Source organism: Corynebacterium sp. AOP36-E1-14, from assembly GCF_052377495.1.
Lineage (GTDB): Bacteria > Actinomycetota > Actinomycetes > Mycobacteriales > Mycobacteriaceae > Corynebacterium.
The window spans coordinates 72879-91395 of the sequence record NZ_JBQSWV010000007.1 but is presented as its reverse complement, the minus strand read 5'-3'; the positions used below and the strand labels follow the sequence as shown (position 1 = coordinate 91395).

Sequence of the window (18517 nt, the reverse complement as noted above, 5' to 3'; positions counted from 1 at the left end):
GTGCAGCGCGCTCCAGCGCTCCTACCCGCGGCGGACCTCGTCGGCCAGGGCGTGGAACTCGGTGCTCGGGTTACCGAAGCGGTGCAGCGTCATGGACACGGCCTGCTCCTTGAGCCACAGGCGCAGCTCGACGCGGCCCGAGGCGGTGACCTCGTCGTTGAGCAGGCACACCTCGGGACGGTCGGCCAGCGTGGAGAGGGTCTCCGGGTTGCGGGTGCCGATGACACGCACGCGGGCACCGACACCGTCGTCCAGGGCACGCGACGACAGCTGCGCGGCGAAGTCGTCGTCGTCCGCGGTCGTCATGGTGTGTCCGACGCCCAGGCGGGTGGACGCGGCCAGGACGTCCTGCACCTTGCCGTCCACGGTCGGGTCGACGACGACGCGCAGAGGCGAACCGGTGCGGTGGGCGGCGATGACGGCGCGGGCGACCTCGACGGGGCGGGCGTCCGCACTGATCCGCAGCACCACGTGCGCGGGCCGGTAGCGGAAGATGTTCGCCTCGGCGGTCAGGCCGGTGACGTCGCGCGGGGTGCCGAACTCGGCCTCCCAGGCGTCGTTGTCGGAACGTCCGGCGGCGGCGAGCCAGGCGGCGTCGGCGACGGACAGGGTGTTCCGACGCTGCAGCTCGGCGATGTAGCCGTCCACCGGGGCGGAGCCGGTGGGCGAGACGGAGGAACCGGCGGCGGTGTCGTCGGCCCAGCTGCCCATCAGCATCACGTAGTTCGGGCCGCCGGCCTTGGAACCCAGGCCCACGGAGGACTGCTTCCAGCCGCCGAAGGACTGACGCTGCACGATCGCGCCGGTGATGCCACGGTTCACGTAGGCGTTGCCGACCTCGATGCGCTCCACCCAGGTGCGCACCTCGGACGGGTCGAGGCTCTGGATACCGCCGGTCAGGCCGAAGTCCGTGGCGTTCTGCAGGGTGATCGCCTCGTCCAGGTCCTTGGCCTTCATCAGGCCCAGGACCGGGCCGAAGACCTCGGTGAGGTGGAAGAAGGAGCCCGGCTTCACGCCGTCCTTGATGCCGGGGGACCACAGGCGGCCGGTGTCGTCGAGCTGGCGCGGCTTGAGCAGCCAGGACTCGCCGTCCTCCAGGGTGGTCATCGCGCGCTGCAGCTTGTCGCTGGGCAGCTCGGTGAGCGGGCCCATGTCGGCGCGCATGTTGGTCGGCCAGTCGATGATCATCGAGGCGGCGGCGTCGACCAGCTGGCGGCGGAAACGCTCGGAGTCGTACACGCTGCCGACGAGGATGCCGAGGGAGGCCGCGGAGCACTTCTGGCCGGCGTGGCCGAAGGCGGAGTACACCATGTCGGCGACGGCCAGGTCGCGGTCGGCGGCGGGGGTGACGATCATGCCGTTCTTGCCGGACGTCTCGGCGTTGATCTTCAGCTCCGGGCGCCAGGACTCGAACATCGCGGCGGTCTCGGAGGCGCCGGTGAGGATCACGCGGTCGACCGAGGGGTGGCTGACGAGGCTGCGTCCTGCCGTGCGGTCGGCGGGGTACACGCCGCGCAGGACCTCGCGCGGCACGCCGGCGTCCCACAGGGCGTCGAGGATGGCCATGGAGCAGTGCGGGGTCGGCTTCGACGGCTTGTGGATCACCGCGGCACCGGCGGCCAGCGCGGCGAAGGTGGAGCCGGCGGGGATGGCCAGCGGGAAGTTCCACGGCGGGGTGACCAGCACGACCTTGTCGGGCGTGAAGGCGGCGTTGTCGACCTTCTCGAGCTCCAGGGCGTAGTGCGCGTAGTAGCGGGCGAAGTCGATGGCCTCGGAGATCTCGGTGTCGGCCTGGGAGACGGCCTTGCCGACCTCGGCGGCGGCGATGGAGACCAGGTGGCCGCGGCGGGCGGCGAGCAGGTCGGCGGTGCGGTACAGGATCGCGGCGCGCTCGGTGGCCGGGGTCGCGGCCCAGTCGGCGGCGGCGTCGCGGGTGGAGGTGACCAGGGCGTCGACCTCAGCGTCGGCGACGATGGTCGGCGCGGTCTGGGCGTCCAGCCAGCCGTCCTGCGCGGAGACCGCGATGGCCTCGGCGGCCCACGCCTGGTTGGCGGGCAGTGACGGGTCGGTGTCGGCCTCGTTGTCGAAGGCGGGCAGGACGCCGTCGGCGTAGGACGCGGCGAGCTCGTCGGACGACGGCTCGACCTCGGCGGAACGGTCCTGCAGGTGGTTGGGCAGCGGGGCCGTGTAACCGTTGGTGGACAGCAGCTCGGAGAGGTCGCCGAGGGAGGCGCGGAAGCGGGCCTCCTCGCGGCGGAAGATCTCGTTGCCGGGCTCCAGGTCGAAGATGCCGGACATGAAGTTCGCGCTGGCGGCGTTCTCCTCGAGGCGACGCACCAGGTAGGAGATGGCGACGTCGAACTCCTGGGGACGCACGGCGGGCACGTAGAGCAGCAGCTGGCCCACGTCCGAGCTCACGGCCTCGGCCTGCTCGGTGGCCATGCCCTGAAGCATCTCGAACTCGACGCGGTCGGTGACGCCGCGCTTGACGGACAGCATGTGGGCGAAGGCGATGTCGAAGAGGTTGTGGCCGGCCACGCCCAGGCGCAGGCCGCGCATGTTCTCCGGGTGCATCGTCCAGTCGAGGACGAGCTTGTAGTTGGCGTCCGTGTCCTGCTTGGAGGCGCAGGTGGTGACGGGCCAGTCGGCGACCTCGGCGTGCACGGTCTCCATGGCCAGGTTCGCCCCCTTGACCAGGCGGACCTTGATGCCGGCGCCACCGTCGGCGACGCGCTCGTCGGCGAAGGCGGAGAGCTCCTGGATCGCGCCGAGGGCGTCCGGCAGGTAGGCCTGCAGCACGATGCCGGCCTCCAGGTGTTTGGTCTCCGGCAGGCTGAGCAGGCGGCGGAAGACGGCGATGGTCAGCGTGAGGTCGCGGTACTCCTCCATGTCCAGGTTGATGAACTTGGAGCCCTTCGGCGCGCGGGCGGCCTCGACGTAGAGCGGGGTGAGGCGCTCGACGATGTAGTCGACGGTGCCCTCGAAGCCCCAGAGGCTGATGCGCGAGGCGATGGAGGACGCCTTGATCGAGACGTAGTCCACGTCCGGGCGGGCCAGCAGGCGGCGGGTCTCCTCGAGGTGGTTGTCGGCCTCGGCCTCGCCGAGGACGGCCTCACCGAGGAGGTTGATGTTCAGGCGGTGGCCACCGGAGGTGAGCTCGGCGACGGCCTTGCCGAACTTCTTGTCCCGGGCGTCGACGATCATGTGGCCGACCATGGAGCGGATGCGCTGACGTGCGGCGGGGACCACGATCTGCGGGATGACCGGGGCGAGAGCGGAACCCATCTTGATCTGCGCCTTGTCGAGGGTGCTGAGGGTGTCCGGCATGATCGAGCCGAGCTCGGCGAGGGCGCGGCCGGCGGCGTGCTGGTCCTCGGTACGCACGACCCGGTCGACGAAGCCGACGGTGAAGTCGAGGCCGTTGGGGTCGGAGAGGACGGCGGACAGCCGCTCGGCCGAGGGGTTCGGCTTCACGTCGGACTTCCGGCTGGCGTTGAGCCAGGCGGTGACCTTGGCGACCGCGGCGTCGGCGAGGGGGGCGAGGTGCTCGGTGGAGACGGCGGAGGTGGTGCCGGCGTCCTGTGCCGAGGGCTTGACCTCGACCGGGGCCGTGGTTGTGTTCTTCTTCTCCTTGCCGGACGCGGGGTTCGCGGTCGTCATGGGGTGTCCTCCTCGGAAGCGTTCTTGATCGATGCGGTTAGGGGTGCCTGCCGCCAATGTCACTGATACTGGCCGAGTATCCGCGTATCGCCCGCATCACAGACAGGGGCAGTTCCGGACACGGCCACACTTTGAGTCAAAAATCGGTAAACGGGTACGGGAATGTGGCACCCTGTGCTTATGGCCGTAGAAATCCCCCCCGAGGCGTACCCACCGTCCCCACCACGGGGGCGCCCCCGGGTGCAGGAGGTCGCCGACGAGATCGTCGCCGGAGTTCTGGCGACGGCCGGGCCGCGTGTGGGTGGGCGTGACTACTCCACGCGACGGATCGCGTTGATGACGGGTCTGAGCCAGCCGGTGGTGAGTCGGGCGATGCGTCGGATCCGGGCGGGGGCGGACGACCCGGACGCTCTCACGTTGCCCACCCAGGGGGAGCTGTGGATGACGGGTTTCCGCGTGGAGTACCCGCGGGTCGTCCTGCACTTCGAGGCGCGGGACAGTGCACAGGACGGCGAACACCCAGATGAGGTGACTGTTCGCAGCGGTGAGAGACAGACTGCCGACCGGCGGGCCACGGCGGTGATGGCGGCGTTGCGGGTGGCCGGCGTGTCCGGTTGGCCGCAGAGTCAGGCGTCCTTCGACGGCGGGGACGACGGGCCGCCGCCGGGGGTCGTCCGGGTGATGTGGGAGCCCGGCGGGCAGAGCTGGGACGGCTTCCTGGGGCAGCTGTCGGCGGTGCTCGACGCCTGCGTGCCGACCGTCGACGCCGTCCCCGGCGACCTGCTCGCACAGGTGTCCGTCGCGGTGGGCCACGGGTTGCACGGGTTGCAGTGGGAACGCCCTGAGGTGGGTGGGGCGGAGAGCCGTAGAACCAGAAATGATGGGGGTTTTGACTCGGACCACCTATCCCTGGCGGAGTATCCACCCCCGTCCAACGCCCAGTCAGGGGCGACGCCGAGGCGCCTGCAGAACGAGATCTCGGTGACCGAGCAGATCGCCATCGCGTTGCGCAAGGAGATCATGAACGCCGGCTTCCGCCCGGGCGACCGTGTGACCAGCACCAGGCTGGCGAACCACATGGAGATCCCGGTGTCGGCGGTGCGCTCGGCGATGCGCCGTCTGGTCGACGACGGTCTGCTCACGGCCACGGGTGGCACGTTCGCCCTGCCGTTGGTGACGGGCAGCGACATCATCGACCTTTACGCGGCGCGGCTGCAGGTGGGGGCGGTGATCCTGCGGGGGTGCTCGGGACGCTCGCGCAAGCAGATGCTGGCACCGCAGTTGGCGTTGCGGGCGGTGGAGGCTGCGGTGGAGCACGGGACGGCCGCGGACGTGGACCAGGCTGACCTGCACTTCCAGCAGACGTTGGCGGACGCCAGCGGCCTGCCGCAGTCGTCGCGGGTGTTTCACGCGTTGACGTTGCGGCTGCGCATGTTCATCTCCGTGCTGCAGCTGGACTACGCCCCCGCGGTGCAGCGCATCGTGGGCGACGACCGTTACATCCTCAACGCCCTGTTGGCGGGCAAGGCGGACGGCGCGGTGCGGGTGTGGCGCGCGAAGCTCGACGACGCCGTCCGCCACATGGTGCGTGTCTCCCCGACGACCTTCGACCCGGCCCTGTGGGAGCGGCTGGTCGGGGAGGCGTAGGTGCACTGGGCCCGACTGCAGGACCGCGAGGTAACCGGCCGGCGTCCCGGGAAAGGGGACTATGCTTACTCGGCTGCCTGAAGGTCAGTAATCTCGTCGGTGATGCATTGTCGCAGGGCATCGTGGGCGGAGGACAGTGCAGTGGTGGGGTCGCTCCAGTTGGCGGGGTCATAGTGCCACACGGGGCGGTAGGGCAGGTCGTCCGGTTCCCATTGATACCTCGGGAAGATGTGGGCGTGGACATAGTCGTCCATGTTCCCGAGTACCTCAATGTTGACCCGACGGAAGCCCGGATCAACGCTACGGCACGCACGCTCGACTGCAGTGGCGAGCAGGTCCACGTCAGCAAGGAAGTCAAGACGTTCCCTCCTGGGGAGCTCAGAGAGGGCCGTAACCTCGGAGTTCTTGCTGAGCAAGAGACTGTAGCCCGGGAGGAACTGGGGGTCTCCGATGACAGCGAAGCCCGAATTGAGTTCGCCGAGGACAGTGGGGTTTTCGCCGCGGCGTGCGGACCCTATTCGGTCATTTCTCCAGTCCATGTTGAGCACAGTAGCCGGTCGATGCTGGGGAGTCTTTGTTATGGGGCCTCCCAGCCGGCCAAGTCGGCGAGCACCAGAGCGATTTCCTCAGGCGTCCGTCCGCCGGTCGGGATGCGGTGTACTGACGGCGCCGCCTTCTTCTCGAGGAACGACGCGGCCTTTGTGCTTCGCTCGATGTGCTCCCGGAGACTGTCCCCGTGTTCACGGCGTTCCAGGCGATACTTGGCGGTCGCGTCGGTCGCCTGCAGCAGCACCGAGGTTACGTCCGGATCGCCACCCACGGCTGCGGCAAGTTCGTCCACTTCCAGGACCGAGACGGTGTTGGTGTAGATCAGCCGGTGGTAGCCGTCGTCGCGGTAGTTCGACCACACGGCAGCGAGATTTCGCTCCGCCATCCGCTGCCTCCACGGGGAGGGGTGGGCCAGATCGAGAGCATCACCTTCGATGACGGCATGTGTGACGTCCTTCGAAGCCAGCAGGTCATGGAGCGCGAAGGCCACGGTGGACTTCCCCACGCCCGAGCGTCCGCCGATGAAGAGGATCTCTGGTCGGTTCATGTCTACATCGTTTCACGGTGGGGGACGGCAGCCGGCCGTGCAGGCATCCACTGGTGTGGATGCCGAGGCGTCGGCGGGGGTCAGGCGGGTCGGGCGGAGGTGTCCAGGGCGGAGATGCTGCTGGTGTCGGTGCATTGGCTGGCCTGCCACAGGTCGTATTCCACCTGCAGTCCAAGCCAGAATTCGGCGGAGTTGCCGAAGTAGGCGGACAGGCGGAGGGCCATGTCGGCACTGACCCCGATGGTTCCGCGCACCAGCTTGGAAATCTGCGAACCGGTGGTGTGGATGTCCTTGGCCAGGCGGTACTGGGTGACGCCCAACGGTTCCAGGAATTCGATCCGCAGGATCTCGCCGGGGTGGGGAACGGGCACGACTGCCGCGTCATCGGCGCGGTCAGCGGTGGTAGTCGGTGAAGTCAACGTCAACAGCTCCTTTGTCTGTCCAGATGAATATGATGCGCCACTGTGCATTGACGCGGATGGAGTGGTAGCCGGTCAGGCTGCCACTGAGGCGTTCGAGATGATTGGCTGGCGGGACACGCAAATCGTTGATGTTGGTGGCACGCGCGATCATCACCAGTTTTCGGCGGACGGCTGCTCGGAGCTCCGGGGGGATGTACTTGGGCGCGGCACCGGTGGTGTGGAAGCGCTGCAGGCTGTTTCTCCGGAAGTCCACGCAACGTATGGTATCACAGTGTGAAACTAGGATCACATATTGACTGTATGATCATGATGTGACTCTATTGTCTTGACGGCCGTGCTCAGGGGTGCGAGTCGGATTCCGGGAAGATTCTTCACCGGGGGTGAGGGCGCTGATCGTGAAGAGGATACGCGGGCCCTGGAGTTTCGCCAGTGCTGCGGCCAACAGCGTCCCTTACTCGTTCAGAGTCGCCCTACCGTTGCGGACGGCCACGGGTCGAGTACGGGTCGGGCACGGTTGTTGCCCTCCGTCTCGATGGCGCGCCGCCTGCTGTGGCAACAAAGCGCGCGAATGGGTAGGGGCCATCACGTGTGGTCCCTGCATGTGTGGACGGTAGAACCCCTCCGTCGTTGCTCGGAGGGGTATTTTTTTAGTGAATCCGACCGCGGGGATCGAACCCGCGTATTCAGCTCGGGTATCCGACACGTGGGGGCTCGGCTTCCAGCTGGGCTGTCACTGTTTCCCGGTTCCGGGTTCTCCAGCGCCAACGCTGCGGTCGCGCGCGATCGTCACAGCACGCCCAACGTACCCGCAGATGCCTCACAGGCGTTCACTTTTTCCATTTGCTGACCTGGGGCATGGTTCGGATGACAGGTAGGTCAGCTACCGCGCTTCGCGGCGAGAGCCTCGAGCAGCTTCTCCTCGGAGTCCTCGCCGCCGGCGATGCCCGAGGGTAGGCGCAGGGCGAAGAAGATGCCGAACACCCACCACAGCCCGAAGAGGATCCACGGGCCGAGGCTCAGGAACGCGGGGAGTCCGGGAAGGTAGAGGGCCAGCATCGCCGCCGTGGCGAGGACGGCGAGGACTCCGACGACCTTCCCGGTGACGGGACGTCGTCCGACCATGAAGGGGCGCTCCATCGAAGGCTCGCGCTTGCGCAGGATCAGGAAGACGACGGCGACCATCAGGTACGTGATGACGATGCTGGGGCCACCGGCGTCGACGGCCCAGTCGAGCATCGCCAGGCCGAAGAAGGCCGCCAGTCCGGTGACGGTGCCCAGGAAGAGCAGGGCGTTGACCGGGGTGCCGGTGTTCTCGTTCATCCGGCCGAACCAGGCGGGGATCATCCCTGACCTGGACATCGCCCAGAGCAGTCGGGACGCGCCCACCATGAAGGCGTTCCACGTGGTGATCACTCCGGCGAGTCCGCCGGCGATGACGAGCTTGCCCCACAGGTCATTGCCCAGCATGTAGGTCAGGGCGTCTCCCGTTGCCAGGTCGAAGGACTCGATGGCAGAGGTCGGGGCGGCGAGGGAAGTGGTCGAGACGATGATGATGTAGAACAGGGTCGCCGCCACCACGGAAATGACGATCAGTTTTCCCAGCTGACGTGGCGGGACGTTGGACTCCTCGGCCGACTGCGGGATGACGTCGAAGCCGACGAAGAGGAACGGGACGACGACGAGCACCGCGACCATTCCTGACGTCCCGTTGTTGAAGAAGGGTTCCACGTTCTCGACCTTGCCGTTGAAGATCGAGGAGACCAGCAGGACCAGGCCGACGATGACGAGGAAGAGGATGATGGACGTCTGGAAGAGGCTCGACCCCTTCATCCCGCGGATGTTCATCCAGGTGAGGACGACGGCGGTCGCAGTGCCGATCAGTGCCCAGGTGAGGTACACGGGTTCGCCGCCGATGGAGTACATCGGAACCTGGGCGAGGTCGGGGAAGAGGTACGTCGCCGCGCGGGGGACGGCCACGGACTGGAACATCGAGACGGTGACGTACCCGCCGATGATCCCCCACGAGCCCAGCAGTGCAAGCCGGGGACCCATACCGCGCATCAGGTAGTTGTGCTCCCCACCTGCGAAGGGCATGGCGGACGCGAGCTCTGCGTACACGAGTCCGACGAGGACCATGATCCCGCCGCCGATGAGGAAGGCGATGATGGCGCCGCCTGCGCCGGCGTCCTCGATCCACCCGCCGGTGAGCACGATCCAACCGAATCCGATCATGGATCCGAAGCCGAGGCAGAAGATCCCCAGGTTGCCCAGCGACCTCTTGAAATGTCGGTCAGTGGAGGTCGTCGTCGGTTCCATGTACACCTTTTCTTGATTGTGACCATTATTAATGGAGGGAACTGTAGTCCTGCCTAACCTTTGGTGGCGAATTCCGCGGGGCCAACGGCAGGAGGCGAGTGCGGGGTAGGCATTCAGCAGCAGCTGATGCTGCAGCGCATGCCGCGTCCTGGCCTACTACTACGACGAAACCCCCTCCGGTGCTGCTCGGAGGGGGTTTGTTCAGTGGAGCCGATGACGGGAATCGAACCCGCGTATTCAGCTTGGGAAGCTGATGTTCTACCATTGAACTACATCGGCGATCGCGCCTGAGGTCAGCACGGTGGGCTGTCTCATGCACTGCGGACGACTTTAACACAGCCCAGCGGCGGGGTGGCACAACGGGGTGCCTGCTGGTCGGCTAGGGTAAGTGACGTGCTTCTTTCCGACCGAGACATCCGCGCAGCCCTCGGTTCAGGTGACCTCGCCCTGGACCCGTTCGACCCGTCCCTGATCCAGCCGTCGAGCATCGACGTACGTCTCGACCGCTACTTCCGGGTGTTCAACAACTCCCGGTACACCCACATCGACCCGCGCCTCCCGCAGGAGGACCTCACCACCCTCGTCGAGGTCGGTGACGGCACGGGGGAGGACGGTGTGCCCGTCAACGACGGCGGAGTGGAGTCTGAGGCGTTCATCCTGCACCCCGGCGAGTTCGTCCTCGGCTCCACGCTGGAGTTCGTCACCGTGCCGGACAACCTGGCGGCCCGGCTCGAGGGGAAGTCGTCCCTGGGGCGCCTCGGCCTGCTCACCCACTCGACGGCCGGGTTCGTCGACCCGGGCTTCAACGGCCACATCACCCTGGAGTTGTCGAACACGGCGAACCTGCCGATCGCCCTGTATCCCGGCATGAAGATCGGGCAGCTGGCGCTGTTCAACCTCTCGAGCCCCGCGGAGGCTCCCTACGGCTCCGGCCCCCTGGGCTCGAAGTACCAGGGGCAGCGCGGCCCCACCCCGTCGAAGGCGTACCTGAACTTCCGGAAGTAGCCCCAGAGCTTCTCCGCACACACCTCGCCCCCGGGAGCATTGCTGCTGCCGGGGGCGAGGTGCTGACGTTTCAAGAGGAGAATGCTCAGCTACCGTATACGGGTCCTTTCGCCGGGACGTGTCTATGCGATGATGACGTTTCACTGCGTAGGTTCCGGTGACCACCGTGACTGTGGTGTCTCAGCGACCTCCGGAGGCGCTGATATTCAATCTACGAACCCAGCATTAAAGGATCATGGCAACGCGGTGCGGTGTCGCTGGGGGCTCACTGCCGTGTCTGTAGGACGTCGTCCGGACGGAATCCGGCCTCGGTCGCCAGCACGGCGAGCTGCACGCGGGACGACGCCCCGAACCGGCCCAGCAGCTGCGAGACCTGCTTCTTCACCATGCTGGACGACCGGCCGGTCTTCCTGCTGATCTCCGCGTTGGACATGCCGACGCACAGCAGGGCCAGCACGCGCTCCTCCGAGGCGGGCAGGTGCGGGAGCGTCGGGGCACCCGGATACCGGGGCGGCTCGGCTGCAGGTGGCGCGTGGTTGGCGCCCTGCAGAGCCGAGTTGTCCGGGGAGTCCTGGGACAGGTGCCGAACCAGGTTCGACGCCGGCTGTGGACTGACCACAGTTCCGCCGCCGACGGTGGCGAGCACCGTATCGATGATGAACTCGGGACGTGAACTCTTCAGAATGTAACCCCGCCCGCCCTGGGCGAGGACGGAGAGCATCGTCTCCTCCTCGTCCAGAGCGGTCATCGCCACGAAGACCGGGGGGTCCGGTAGCTCCTGGATTCTTCCCAGGAGTTCCACGCCGTCCATACCGGGCATGTGGATGTCGGCGAGGACGACGTCGACAGGGGTCTCCGGGGTGCAGGCGTCGAGGATCTCGAGTGCGCCTTGGCTTGTGGACGCCTCGCCGACGACCTCGATCTGCTCGCCCGCAGGCGAGCCGAAGTAGAGGCGCAGCGACGAGAGGACGAGTGGGTCGTCGTCCACGATCAGTAGGCGGACAGGGCTTGAGTGCATGTCAGACAGATTGCTGGTGATATGTCTCAGCGTCCGCGGCACCACGGGTGGTACGGGTGGTACTTGCAGTTGAAGATGTCGAAGGCGGCGCGCTTGGCGTCAACGGTCCACGACCCGGAAAGGCCCGAGGATACGGCTGACGACGAGGTGGTGGAAGCTTCGGGGAGTGCGGTGTCTGCGGATGCCACGCCGGAAAGCAACCCGCCTGTGAGGATCGCGCTGGTGGCTGCCAGGACGAGCTTGCGGCCCAGTGGTGTCGAGTGGGACATAGGTGCTCCTTGGATCGAGGTGAGGGGTGTTTATCAAGATTTGGTAACAACTATAGGCAGTCTGAGGGTTGTACGCCAGAAGTACGTTTCCCCTCCCCCCGCTCCGGGTAGCTCGGGGGCTTCAACAGTGCTATCACCGGTGCGCCCGCCGTGAAGTCGGGCGGTCAACGTACCCCCGGCCTTTGTCGCTCGGGCTCGCATGGAACCCAGCCCCATACCCCCGGACGTCAATTCGTCCGGCGGGGTGGGGCGTCGCGTCGGGTTCGTCATACTGACTTCGAACACGTCGCCATCGACCCGGCACTCCAGGTGGATGGTCGCGCGAGGAGAGGAGTGCTTCGCCGCGTTGGACGTCATCTCCGTGAGGACCTTGATGACGGTGTCGCGGTCTGTCCACGCGGCGGCATCGGCCTTGGTTGACTCCGCCGGTGCAGGGTCGTTCAGTACCGCAGCTATGCCTGGTGGCAGTTGAAGTCTCGCGCGGAGTTGCAGCGAGTGAGCCTCGAGTTCCTGCTCGATCCTTCCGACGGCGACATCCAGGGGAGGACTGGCGGTGCGGGTGCGGAAGGACACTCTGTTCGGCTTCTCGTTGAGCAACTGCAGCATGGTGCGGAGATTCGACAACGCTTCGCGTGAAGACTCGGAGATATTCTCCAGACTCTGCCGATGGTTGTGCTCCTCGCCGGGGGGCAGCAGGGTGAGCGCCTGGGCCTGCATCACCACGCTGGTCAGCGAGGTGGCCACCGAATCGTGCAGCTCGCGGGCCAGCTCGAGGCGCTGTTCACGCTCCTGTTCGGCGAGCGAAGCCCGCATGTTCTTCTGCTGACGTTGGTGCCGGTCGCGGGTGTATCCGAGCAGGAGAGCGGCGGTGAGCATGATGCCACCGACCGTGAGCGAGACTATGTCAGTCATGAGTGCCTGGGCCACCGGATCGATCGCGGCGAGGACCCAATGGGCGAAAGTGAGGCAGACCGCAAGCAAAATCTGGCCACTGGCGGCGACGATCTCCACGATCAGCATCGTGAAGAAGACCGAGTACAGCGGAAGGAGATCAGCTACCAGAAAGGACGACAGGACCATCAGCAGGGACAACGTCGAGACTGCCACCGGGAACTTTGCGGCGCAGGCGATGAGCGCCAAGGTGACTACCGCGTAGCCCGTCGTTCCTGCCGAGGCGGGGCTGGGGGCCTCCATCAGCTCGAAACCCATGAGCGATGCGGCGAGCACGGTCTCGACCACACCGAGCCGGGTGATCCGGCTGGCCCGCAGCATGCGGAGCAGCCGGTTGGGGCGGTGAGGCGCCCGGGTTGGAGAGTTCACGTTCGGTGCGTCCTACTGCCGGTACGAGGACAGGAAGTTGCCCAGGCGCTCGATCGCCTCGGCGAGGTCCTGCTTCCACGGCAGGGTGACCACCCGGAAGTGGTCCGGAGATGGCCAGTTCATGCCCGTGCCCTGCACCATCTGGATCTTCTCCGAGCGCAGCAGGTCGAACATGAACTGCTCGTCGTCGTGGATCTCGTGGACCTCGGGGTCGATCTTCGGGAACGCGTACAGCGCACCCATCGGCTTGACCACGCTGATGCCCGGGATCTCGTTGAGCTTCGTGTAGGCGGTGTTGCGCTGCTCCAGCAGGCGGCCGCCGGGGAGCACCAGGTCGTCGATGGACTGGCGTCCGGACAGGGCGACCTGGATGCCGTACTGGGCGGGCACGTTGGCGCACAGACGGGTCGACGCCAGCAGCGTGAGCCCCTCGATGAAGCCCTTCGCGTGTTCCTTCGGTCCGGTGATCACCGCCCAGCCGGCACGGTAGCCGGCGACACGGTAGGCCTTCGACAGGCCGTTGAAGGTGATGCACAGCAGGTCGGGGGCCAGCGACGCGGTGTTCACGTGCACGGCGTCGTCGTAGAGGATCTTGTCGTAGATCTCGTCGGAGAGCAGCAGCAGGGAGTGCTCGCGGGCGATGTTCACGATCTTCTGCACCACCTCGCGGCTGTACACCGCGCCGGTGGGGTTGTTCGGGTTGATGATCACGATCGCCTTCGTGCGCTCGGTGATCTTCGACTCGATGTCCTCGATCGAGGGGGCCCAGTCGTCCTCCTCGTCGCAGAGGTAGTGCACGGGCTTGCCGCCGGACAGGGTCGTCGCCGCAGTCCACAGGGGGTAGTCCGGTGCGGGGATGAGCACCTCGTCGCCGTCGTTGAGCAGCGCCTGGGTGGTCATCGTGATCAGCTCGGAGACACCGTTGCCGATGAAGACGTCGTCGATGTCGAAGCTGGGGAACCCGGGCACGACCTCGTAGCGCGAGACCACGGCGCGACGTGCCGAGGGGATGCCCTTGGACTGGGAGTAGCCCTGGGCGAACGGCAGGGCGGCGATCATGTCCTGGACGATCGTGTCCGGGGCGTCGAAGCCGAAGGCTGCCGGGTTACCGGTGTTGAGCTTGAGGATCCGGTGCCCGTCGGCCTCCATCCGCTCGGCCTCGGAGTTCACCGGGCCACGGATCTCGTACAGGACGTTCTGGAGCTTCGTCGACTGGTCGAGCGGACGGAGTTGACCGGATCCGCCGAGCCCCTGCGCGTTGTTCTCTTCAGTGCTCATTCCAGTAATTGTGCCAGTCCACCTGTCGCCGTGACAGCCGACTACCGGAACTGGGGCACCGATCCGGCCGAAAAGGTCGGCGGAACCGGTGGCTCGCTACTGGGGGCTGTCCTCCCCTGACTCCCCGCCGCCGGTTCCGGCACCGCCGGACTCGCCGTTGTCGGTGCCGTCACCGGTGTCGGTGCCGCCACCGGTGCCATTGCCGGTACCGCCGCCGTTGTTCCCGGTACCGGTCCCGTTTCCGGAGTTGTTTCCGGAGTTGTTGCCGTTCCCCGAGTTGTTCCCGTTCCCGTTCCCGTTGTTGCCGCTGTTGCCGCTGTTGCCGCCACCGGAGTTTTCAGAGGGGGAGGACGGTGCCTGCGACGACGGTGACGCCGGCGCGGAATCCTCGGACTCCTCCGGGGAGGGGGAGTAGTACTCGTCGGGCTCGTCGTACTCGGGTTCGTAGTAGGTGGAACCGGAGTCGGAGCCACTGTTCGGCTGCGCGGTGGGGATCGGGCTGCTGGGGTCCCAGGCCTCGCGGGTGGGGTAGTTCGGTTCCACGCTGCTGTAGGGCGACTGGCGCTCCTGGTCGCTGCCGGAGTTCATCATGGCGACGGCGGTCGCCGCCCCGCCGACGGACAGCACCCCGCCGATCACGAGGATCCACCCCCAGGTGGGGAAGCGCCCGTACCAGGGGCGCGAGGAGTTCTTCGTGGACGTCCCGTCGCCACTACCACTGCCGCCACTGCTGCTGCCGGTCCCCGTGCCGGACGCCGCGGCGGCGCTGCCGGACGCGGCCGACTCTCCGGTCCCGGTGGACGCTGCGCTGGACGTGGTCGGGGCGTCGGCTGACGCTTCGCCCGACGTTCCGGTCGACGCGCTGGCCGCGCCTGCCGACCCTGCGGCGCCAGCCGCTCCCGCCGCACCGGCGACACCGGCCAGGGGGAGGACGCTGGTCGCGGAATCCTCGTCGGAGCCCGCGTCCGTGCTTGGGCCGGCATTCGGGCCGGCGTCCCCGCCCGGGGCGTGCTTGAGTTCGTGGCCGGAGATCTGCTCGTCGTCCACGACGGGGATGATGCCGGTGACCTCGGGGTCGTTGGTGGACCCCAGGGGCGCCTCGGCCTCCCCGGCGTCCCCGGTGTCGTCGGTCACCTCGGCGGATTCGGCGTCGATGACCTCGGTGTTCTCGTCGGAGTCGTCGCGCGCGCCGGAGTCGTCGATCTCGGCGGCGAAACCGTCGGTGCCGTCGGAACTCCCGGAACCGGCGGCATCGCCGCCCATGGTGAACTCGGTGTCCTCGAACGCGTCAGTGTCGCGCGGGAGGTCGTCACCATGGTGGCGGTGGGGGTCTGAGGGGTTGCTCATCTGGTCTCTTCGTCTCGTCACACGGTTCTGCGACGTGCCGAGTGGCACCGGCGCGGGGAACGGTCGCGTCCATTCTAGCCCCCGTCGACCGTCTCACTAACCCACGGCGGCGTCGGACGTGTCGCCGGCACCGCTCACGGGGCCAGCCAGGACAGGATCTCGGCGCGTCCCGCCCGGCCTTCGGGGACGGGCAGCAGCGGGTAGTTGTGCAGTGCACCGTCCACGACGGTGGCCTCGCAGCCGGTGCGCTGCGCCAGCAGCACCGCGTCCGCGTGCAGGACGTCACGGGTGCCGCTCCACACGCGGACCGGGGGTAGCGTCCCCAGCTGGGCGTCGGACGCCGCGAGCGGGCTGACCAGCGGGTCGTCGACGCCCACGTGGCGTCCCCACGCCTCCCCGGCGACGCGTAGCGCGTCCGGGTGCAGCAACGGGTCGGTGTCGACGAGGTCGTCGGTGCCGGGGCTGTGGCAGGTGGCGTCCAGCCAGGGGCTGATCAGTGCGATCCGGTCGATCCTGCCGGCGGTCCCGGACCGGTCCTGCCGGTCGATCAGCCAGCCCAGGGCGAGTCCGGCGCCGGCGGAGTCCGCAGCGAGGGTGACGCGCAGGCACGAGGTCCCGGCCTCGGCGAGGGCCCGGTCCACGACCACGTCGAGCAGACGTGCGGCGGCGGTGGCGTCGAACTCCGGGGCGAGCCCGTAGTCCGGGACGACGACCTTCATCCCGGCGCCGGCGATCTCGCTGACCAGTGACCAGTGCCGGGCGCTCAGGCCGTTCACGTAGCCGCCGCCGTGCACGTACACGCAGATGTCCAGCGGGGTGTCTCGCGGGGCGTCGGTCGCGGGCACCAGGGAGTAGGTGTCGAAGTCCCCGTCGTCGGTGGTCAGCGTGTCCAGGACGACATGGTTGACCTGGTAGAGCTCGTGGGGGACCGGGGTGGAGGTCCGCGGGGTGGACATGAGTTCGCGGACCTTCGCCGGCGAGCGCCAGGACGTGCCCCCGGCCAGACCGGAGAGGCCGGGCAGTCCGGGGGCGGCGGCGAGGAGGCGCATCTGCAGGCTCATGGGGGTCGATCCTAGGGCAGCGGGGGTGGGCCCCAAAACAGGCCCGTGGAAAAAAGTTGAGCGGATCGGGAACAACTTTGCGGTGCGGCGAGTTGTACAGGATGTCAGACATTGAGTCGCAAGCACTCAACTCAGGTTGACACCTCGGAATGTCAGGTGCAGACTTGAGCGCGGCTCACTTAACAAGCTCAAGAACAGCAGGAGGAAGTCACCATGGGACGTGCAGTTGGAATCGACCTGGGAACCACGAACTCGGTCGTCAGCGTGCTCGAGGGCGGCGAGGCCACGGTCATCGCCAACTCCGAGGGCTCCCGGACCACCCCGTCGATCGTCGCCTTCGCCAAGAACGGTGAGGTGCTCGTCGGGCAGTCCGCGAAGAACCAGGCGGTCACCAACGTCGACCGCACCATCCGCTCCGTGAAGCGGCACATCGGCGACGACAGCTGGACCACCAGCGAGATCGACGGCAAGAAGTACACCGCGCAGGAGATCTCCGCGCGTACCCTCCAGAAGCTCAAGAGGGACGCCGAGGCCTACCTCGGTGAGGACGTCACCGACGCCGTCATCACCGTGCCCGCCTACTTCAACGACGCACAGCGTCAGGCCACCAAGGACGCCGGCCAGATCGCCGGCATGAACGTCCTGCGCATCGTCAACGAGCCCACCGCGGCCGCCCTGGCCTACGGCCTGGAGAAGGGCGACGCCGAGCAGACCATCCTGGTCTTCGACCTCGGTGGCGGTACCTTCGACGTCTCCCTGCTGGAGATCGGCGACGGTGTCGTCGAGGTGCGCGCCACCTCCGGCGACAACTCGCTCGGTGGCGACGACTGGGACCAGCGCGTCGTCGACTGGCTGGTCGAGAAGTTCAAGACCGCCAACGGCGTCGACCTGTCCAAGGACAAGATGGCCCTGCAGCGTCTGCGTGAGGCCGCCGAGAAGGCGAAGATCGAGCTGTCCAGCTCCCAGCAGGCCAGCATCAACCTTCCCTACATCACCGTCGACCAGGACAAGAACCCCCTGTTCCTCGACGAGACCCTGACCCGCACCGAGTTCCAGCGCATCACCCAGGACCTCCTGGACCGCACCAAGAAGCCCTTCGAGGCCGTGCTGCGCGACGCGGACTTCAAGCTCGCCGACATCGACCACGTCGTGCTCGTCGGTGGCTCGACCCGCATGCCCGCCGTCTCCGAGCTCGTCAAGGAGCTCACCGGCGGCAAGGAGCCCAACAAGGGCGTCAACCCGGACGAGGTCGTCGCCGTCGGCGCCGCCCTGCAGGCCGGCGTCCTGCGCGGTGAGGTCAAGGACGTGCTGCTGCTCGACGTCACCCCGCTGTCCCTCGGTATCGAGACCAAGGGTGGCGTGATGACCAAGCTCATCGAGCGCAACACCACCATCCCGACCAAGCGGTCGGAGACCTTCACCACCGCAGAGGACTCCCAGCCCTCCGTGCAGATCCAGGTCTTCCAGGGTGAGCGCGAGATGGCCCAGCAGAACAAGCTGCTCGGCTCCTTCGAGCTCGGCGGCATCGCACCCGCCCCGCGCGGCGTGCCGCAGATCGAGGTCACCTTCGACATCGACGCCAACGGCATCGTCCACGTCACCGCCAAGGACAAGGGCACCGGCAAGGAAACCTCCATCACCATCCAGGACGGCTCCGGCCTCAGCCAGGAGGAGATCGACCAGATGGTGAAGGACGCCGAGGCCCACGCCGACGAGGACAAGAAGCGCCGCGAGGAGCAGGAGGTCCGCAACTCGGCAGAGTCGATGGCCTACCAGACCCGCAAGTTCCTCTCCGACAGCGAGGACAAGGTCTCCGAGGAGACCAAGACCAAGGTCGAGGAAGCCGCGACCGCCGTCGACGAGGCACTCAAGGGTGACGACATCGAGGCGATCAAGGACGCCGTCGAGAAGCTGTCCGCCGAGAGCCAGGAGATGGGCAAGGCCATCTACGAGGCCGAGGCCGCCAACGCCGAAGGCGCCGAGGGTGCCGAGGGTGCTCAGGCCGAGGACGACGTCGTGGACGCCGAGGTCGTCGACGACGAGACCGACGGCAAGTCCGGGGATGATGCCAAGTGACC

The 18517-nt window shown here is 67.3% G+C and carries 15 protein-coding genes and 1 tRNA gene; 3 read left to right on the top strand and 13 right to left on the bottom strand.

The genetic code is table 11. The features are described 5' to 3' along the window. Nucleotides 1-21: 21 nt before the first annotated feature. Nucleotides 22-3660: a bifunctional proline dehydrogenase/L-glutamate gamma-semialdehyde dehydrogenase gene (locus tag ACT3TD_RS05160; RefSeq protein ID WP_444614811.1), complete on the bottom strand. Its 3639-nt coding sequence runs from the start codon at nucleotides 3658-3660 to the stop codon at nucleotides 22-24. A gap of 240 nt (nucleotides 3661-3900) precedes the next feature. On the opposite strand from ACT3TD_RS05160, the gene ACT3TD_RS05155 reads away from it, so the two are divergent. Further along, the gene (locus tag ACT3TD_RS05155) at nucleotides 3901-5307 is read left to right on the top strand and encodes a GntR family transcriptional regulator (protein ID WP_301442430.1); all 1407 of its coding nucleotides are present in this window, start codon (nucleotides 3901-3903) and stop codon (nucleotides 5305-5307) included. A gap of 65 nt (nucleotides 5308-5372) precedes the next feature. On the opposite strand, the gene ACT3TD_RS05150 is transcribed toward ACT3TD_RS05155, so the two are convergent. From ACT3TD_RS05150 to ACT3TD_RS05125, 6 genes are all read right to left on the bottom strand, one after another. Then, nucleotides 5373-5846, bottom strand: coding sequence for an HIT family protein (locus ACT3TD_RS05150; RefSeq protein ID WP_301442431.1), 474 nt, complete (start codon nucleotides 5844-5846; stop codon nucleotides 5373-5375). A 38-nt stretch (nucleotides 5847-5884) separates the two neighbouring features. Further along, nucleotides 5885-6403, bottom strand: coding sequence for an adenylyl-sulfate kinase (locus ACT3TD_RS05145; protein WP_441579576.1), 519 nt, complete (start codon nucleotides 6401-6403; stop codon nucleotides 5885-5887). 80 nt (nucleotides 6404-6483) lie between these two features. Next, nucleotides 6484-6822: a HigA family addiction module antitoxin gene (locus ACT3TD_RS05140; RefSeq protein WP_301442433.1), complete on the bottom strand. Its 339-nt coding sequence runs from the start codon at nucleotides 6820-6822 to the stop codon at nucleotides 6484-6486. Continuing rightward, nucleotides 6797-7078, bottom strand: a complete 282-nt coding sequence (locus ACT3TD_RS05135) for a type II toxin-antitoxin system RelE/ParE family toxin (protein ID WP_301442434.1) — start codon at nucleotides 7076-7078, stop codon at nucleotides 6797-6799. Before ACT3TD_RS05135 ends, ACT3TD_RS05140 begins: the two co-directional genes overlap by 26 nt. 623 nt (nucleotides 7079-7701) lie before the next feature. Beyond that, nucleotides 7702-9141: an APC family permease gene (locus tag ACT3TD_RS05130; protein WP_301442435.1), complete on the bottom strand. Its 1440-nt coding sequence runs from the start codon at nucleotides 9139-9141 to the stop codon at nucleotides 7702-7704. Nucleotides 9142-9346: 205 nt separating this feature from the next. Beyond that, nucleotides 9347-9420, bottom strand: a tRNA-Gly gene (locus tag ACT3TD_RS05125). A 114-nt stretch (nucleotides 9421-9534) separates the two neighbouring features. Here ACT3TD_RS05125 and dcd point away from each other — a divergent pair. After that, a complete protein-coding gene (gene dcd, locus ACT3TD_RS05120) occupies nucleotides 9535-10146 on the top strand; it encodes a dCTP deaminase (RefSeq protein ID WP_301442436.1) in 612 nt (203 codons plus the stop codon). Nucleotides 10147-10411: 265 nt separating this feature from the next. Here the strand turns inward: dcd and ACT3TD_RS05115 are convergent, their stop codons facing one another. The 6 genes from ACT3TD_RS05115 to ACT3TD_RS05090 form a co-directional block, all read right to left on the bottom strand. Then, nucleotides 10412-11164, bottom strand: a complete 753-nt coding sequence (locus ACT3TD_RS05115) for a response regulator transcription factor (RefSeq protein ID WP_301442437.1) — start codon at nucleotides 11162-11164, stop codon at nucleotides 10412-10414. A gap of 26 nt (nucleotides 11165-11190) precedes the next feature. Further along, the gene (locus ACT3TD_RS05110) at nucleotides 11191-11433 is read right to left on the bottom strand and encodes a hypothetical protein (protein ID WP_301442438.1); all 243 of its coding nucleotides are present in this window, start codon (nucleotides 11431-11433) and stop codon (nucleotides 11191-11193) included. A gap of 33 nt (nucleotides 11434-11466) precedes the next feature. Further along, nucleotides 11467-12753, bottom strand: coding sequence for a sensor histidine kinase (locus tag ACT3TD_RS05105; protein ID WP_301442439.1), 1287 nt, complete (start codon nucleotides 12751-12753; stop codon nucleotides 11467-11469). A gap of 12 nt (nucleotides 12754-12765) precedes the next feature. Continuing rightward, entirely contained in the window at nucleotides 12766-14031 is a 1266-nt protein-coding gene (locus ACT3TD_RS05100; RefSeq protein ID WP_301442440.1) for a pyridoxal phosphate-dependent aminotransferase, read from the bottom strand. A gap of 96 nt (nucleotides 14032-14127) precedes the next feature. Then, on the bottom strand, nucleotides 14128-15378 hold the full coding sequence (locus tag ACT3TD_RS05095) for a hypothetical protein (protein ID WP_441579577.1): 1251 nt from the start codon (nucleotides 15376-15378) through the stop codon (nucleotides 14128-14130). Nucleotides 15379-15512: 134 nt separating this feature from the next. After that, complete coding sequence (locus ACT3TD_RS05090) at nucleotides 15513-16439, bottom strand: alpha/beta hydrolase fold domain-containing protein (protein ID WP_301444203.1); 927 nt, start codon at nucleotides 16437-16439, stop codon at nucleotides 15513-15515. Between the two features lie 213 nt (nucleotides 16440-16652). Between ACT3TD_RS05090 and dnaK the strand changes: the two genes are divergently transcribed. After that, nucleotides 16653-18515, top strand: a complete 1863-nt coding sequence (gene dnaK / locus ACT3TD_RS05085; RefSeq protein WP_444614810.1) for a molecular chaperone DnaK — start codon at nucleotides 16653-16655, stop codon at nucleotides 18513-18515. The last annotated feature ends 2 nt before the right edge of the window (nucleotides 18516-18517 follow it).

Excerpts from the sequence above, each read along its gene's own strand:
- ACT3TD_RS05110 (WP_301442438.1), bottom strand. The coding sequence starts at position 11,433 with ATGTCCCACTCGACACCACTGGGCCGCAAGCTCGTCCTGGCAGCCACC.
- ACT3TD_RS05150 (WP_301442431.1), bottom strand. The coding sequence starts at position 5,846 with ATGGACTGGAGAAATGACCGAATAGGGTCCGCACGCCGCGGCGAAAAC.
- ACT3TD_RS05160 (WP_444614811.1), bottom strand. The coding sequence starts at position 3,660 with ATGACGACCGCGAACCCCGCGTCCGGCAAGGAGAAGAAGAACACAACC.
- dnaK (WP_444614810.1), top strand. The coding sequence starts at position 16,653 with ATGGGACGTGCAGTTGGAATCGACCTGGGAACCACGAACTCGGTCGTC.
- ACT3TD_RS05130 (WP_301442435.1), bottom strand. The coding sequence starts at position 9,141 with ATGGAACCGACGACGACCTCCACTGACCGACATTTCAAGAGGTCGCTG.
- ACT3TD_RS05115 (WP_301442437.1), bottom strand. The coding sequence starts at position 11,164 with ATGCACTCAAGCCCTGTCCGCCTACTGATCGTGGACGACGACCCACTC.
- ACT3TD_RS05100 (WP_301442440.1), bottom strand. The coding sequence starts at position 14,031 with ATGAGCACTGAAGAGAACAACGCGCAGGGGCTCGGCGGATCCGGTCAA.
- ACT3TD_RS05095 (WP_441579577.1), bottom strand. The coding sequence starts at position 15,378 with ATGAGCAACCCCTCAGACCCCCACCGCCACCATGGTGACGACCTCCCG.
- ACT3TD_RS05090 (WP_301444203.1), bottom strand. The coding sequence starts at position 16,439 with ATGAGCCTGCAGATGCGCCTCCTCGCCGCCGCCCCCGGACTGCCCGGC.
- ACT3TD_RS05145 (WP_441579576.1), bottom strand. The coding sequence starts at position 6,403 with ATGAACCGACCAGAGATCCTCTTCATCGGCGGACGCTCGGGCGTGGGG.